The organism is Xanthomonas prunicola (assembly GCF_002846205.1).
Lineage (GTDB): Bacteria > Pseudomonadota > Gammaproteobacteria > Xanthomonadales > Xanthomonadaceae > Xanthomonas > Xanthomonas prunicola.
Map to the genome: position 1 here is coordinate 1 of NZ_PHKV01000039.1, position 3,413 is coordinate 3,413.

Annotated in this window: 2 protein-coding genes and 1 pseudogene; all 3 read right to left on the reverse strand. The window is 58.1% G+C overall.

Annotation, left to right across the window (positions count from 1 at the left end):
- Positions 1 to 1,061, reverse strand: a pseudogene (locus tag XpruCFBP8353_RS22855) (LysM domain protein); the annotation flags it as partial.
- A gap of 52 nt (positions 1,062 to 1,113) precedes the next feature.
- Complete coding sequence (locus XpruCFBP8353_RS23615; protein WP_133125706.1) at positions 1,114 to 1,455, reverse strand: hypothetical protein; 342 nt, start codon at positions 1,453 to 1,455, stop codon at positions 1,114 to 1,116.
- A gap of 2 nt (positions 1,456 to 1,457) precedes the next feature.
- On the reverse strand, positions 1,458 to 3,413 hold a 1,956-nt coding region (locus XpruCFBP8353_RS22860), incomplete at its 5' end, for a hypothetical protein (protein WP_211287869.1).

Below are 3,413 nucleotides of genomic sequence, written 5' to 3' on the forward strand. Positions count from 1 at the left end.
GGCGTGTTCTCGCGCACCGACAGCAGCTTGCCCCAGGCATCGTAGGTGCTGGTGCTGTTGCTGGTTTTGAAGTCCTTGTGCGTGCTGGTGCCGATGACCTGCTGGGTGAGGTAGGTCTCCGCACCCTGGTAGGTGTAGCGGTAGGTGTGGGTGTAGCCCTCCGGCGTGGTCATGCCACTGCCTTGCTCGTTGCGTACCAGCGAGTAGCGATACCCGCGCAGGCGCCCGGCCGCGTCGTAGCCGGTGGCCGCGGTGCCGTCCTGGTAATTGACCACGCTGAGCAGCTGCAGCCCTTCCAGGCCGTCGTCGGGCATCGGCAGCGGGTTGCCTTCCTCGTCCACCGGCTGATACACCCCGCCCATCGGGATGCCGTAGGCGGTCTGGCTGATCAGCCGGCCATCGGCATCGTAGCTGCTGACATCGATGCGCTTGGCCGAGCCGTCATCGGCGTATTGACGCCGCTCCAGCAAGCGCCCGGAGGCATCGTAGCGGCTAGTTTCTAGCAGGCGGGTGACGTTATCGGGCAGGGTCTGCACGATGCGCACCACCCGCCCCTGGTCGTCATAGAACAACTGCTGGCGCTTGAGCACCCCGTTGTCGAAGGACTGGCGCAAGGTGACCTTGCCGTCCCTGTCGTAGCTTTGCAGCGAGCTGGTGTCGTCGTTGGTGATGACGATCTGGCCGTTCTGCAACACGCCATTGCTGACCGTGGCGCGGTTTTCCTTGTCGTAGTCGAACCAGTACGCCTTGTCGACCGGCAACTCGTCGATCCCGCTCCGCACCGGCGTATACGTCCACTGGAACTCGTCCACCCACAGCGGGTCGCCGCCGGCGCGCTTATTGGCGCTGGCAGCGATGGACATGAAGGCTGCCCCTGGCGGCGCCGTGGCGGTGACCGAGGACTTGTGCCAGGCACCGCCGGAGCCGCTGTCCACCACGTTACCCGAGGACCACGACGAGCCCAGGCCACCGGGCAGCATGTTGCCGTCGGCGTCGTACCAGACGATCAGCACCTGCGCGGAAGCATCGCCGGCGCTGGAGGCGCCCTGCTGCACCATCACGCTCGATAGCAGCTTCGTGCCGATTCAAAGACGGCAGACTACGCCATTGCAATTACCCGTTTTTTAAGAACCACTCCAAATCCTTCCTGTCGTCTGGTGGCCATTCTTTGATGAGATCAGCAGCAGCCATGCGAGAATTTTCACTTCCAATATTGACCAACAATTTTACACAAAAATGAGCCAAGCTAGCCGAGCCCATAATGGGAACAAAATTAATAGGATCTAAGGCAGAATTTCGTATTAAACTAATTACCTCATCGTCTGGGTAATTTTGAGCAAGCAACTGAAAAGCAGTGCCGCGCACGCTTTGATTTTCATGCCGTGCGGCATTCATTAGAACGCTTTTTCTTGCCCCCTCCATTTTTATGGATTTGATGATATCTGTTGGTTTCATTATTAGTATCCAAGCAAATTTAGTCTTTCCTCGCGCGCATCTTTCAAAAGTGCGCGAGCTGCTTCCCTATCACCGATTTGGCGCGCAGTTTTTATCTCCCCGTAATAACTTGAAAACTCACTAGCCCACCGTATTTCAGGATTCATCAAATAAAATCCCATTCCCGGACTCCCCCTGTCAATGTCATCAAAGAAGTGACCAATTTCATGACGAACAGCTGAAATCGATGAATCAGGATCCAGAATAATCCGACCAGGCGCTCCTCTAGCAGCTGAAAAACCATATTGTCCTATCCGCCAGTCCACTGTGCCGCCGTTAGATTCAACGCTCGCAAGAGCAGCTGCAAACTCATCTGGATGATTTAATCTAGCCGCCCCTAACGATCCAAAGAGTCTATCACCACCAGAAGGAAACAAATCCCTATTTATAGCTAGATGACGACCATTTCCTGCGAATATCCGCTCGGGACCAAGAACTGTGGTGGCAGCATCAAACATTAACCGCCCCGCAACTTCACGATTTTCGCCATAAGTGGCCTCAAAGAAGCTTTGCCGCGCACCGTCAAGTCCAGAACGATAGTCGCTCAGCGCTCCATCCAAGCCTTCACGCTCGAAGTAGCTGTAGACTCCTTTTCCAATTCTCGCAAAGTTGTCAGGCGTCCCTCTCAGCGCCCATGCGGCACTCAGTGTAGCGCCGGCCATTTCCGGGATATGCAAGTACCTGTCTAGCGCACCGATTGCCAGCTGACCGGCTGGATCTTGGCCTAACGCACTCTCACGCAAATCATTGAGAATTTGGCTTCGTGCATCGGACTGTGGCGTGGCGTTGCTGTAAGGACCGCTGAGGCTAGGGGCGGTGACAGCTCCCATATAGTTCGGCTGATGCGTGGCATTCCACTGCTGCATCTCCTGCGTGAACGAAGCCACGCCCAGATTCGGACTCATCGCCGGCGGCGCACTCCATCCGGCAACTTGCCGGCCAACTCCGACGCGTTGTGTGTCGCTCCACTGCTGACCAGCAGGATTCCAGTTGTAGAAATACCAGCCATCAGGCGAGTATTTGTCAGGAACCGCGTACACCGTGTCCATCGTAGGGATCGCGTCAGCCTGTTGCGTCCCTGCGACGTCGATGGCATTGCTGCGGACATCCCCATTCCCTGCAGCCAATGGCCAGAATTCCTCCGGCAAGCCCGCTCCAACTCCACCGCCGCCGCCATTGGAAGCAAGCAAGTAGGTCGGCTCATCGGAGAACGCTTGTGTGTTCTGCGACTTAGTTGCCAGAGCCGCCTGACCACGCTGCATCAACGCGCCATTGACCGCATTACCGAATGCATCGACGAACACATCCTGATAGTCGACAGCACCACCCACGATGCCTTGCCGCACGTGCGCGCTGACGATGCCACCGGTAATGCCTGAGGTGATGGCTCGCCCGTACTGCGTTGCGTCCACACCGATGGAGCGGGCGATCGTCGGCGCCAACTGCTGTGTGATGCCCGCAGACACCGCACTGGCGGCCACACTCTTCCAACTAAAGCTGGCCTCGTTGCCTACGAGCTTGTTGGCCACATAGCTACTGACATTGCCCATTGCCGCAGTGGCCACTGCCGCGACCACGGCCGGTGCCCCGCTCACCAATGTGCCAAACCCTGCCGTCGCTGCGCCGGCTACCGTGCTTGCTGCCACGTTGCGCCAGCTGAAGCTGGTCTGGCCCATCGCACTGCCGACACCTTGGCTTGCCAAACTGCCAGCAAATGCGCCGGCCGCGCCACCTACTACTGCAGCGGTAGCGCCGTAAGTACCCGCCAGTGTTCCTACGCCAGCTGCAAAAGTACCGGCACTCGCTGCCGTTGCACCAGTGGCAGTCATTGCCCCCATAGCACCCGCCGCCGCACCGGCCGTATAAATCGTCACCACAATGGCCACCACCACCATGATGATCATCCCCAACGTGCCGCA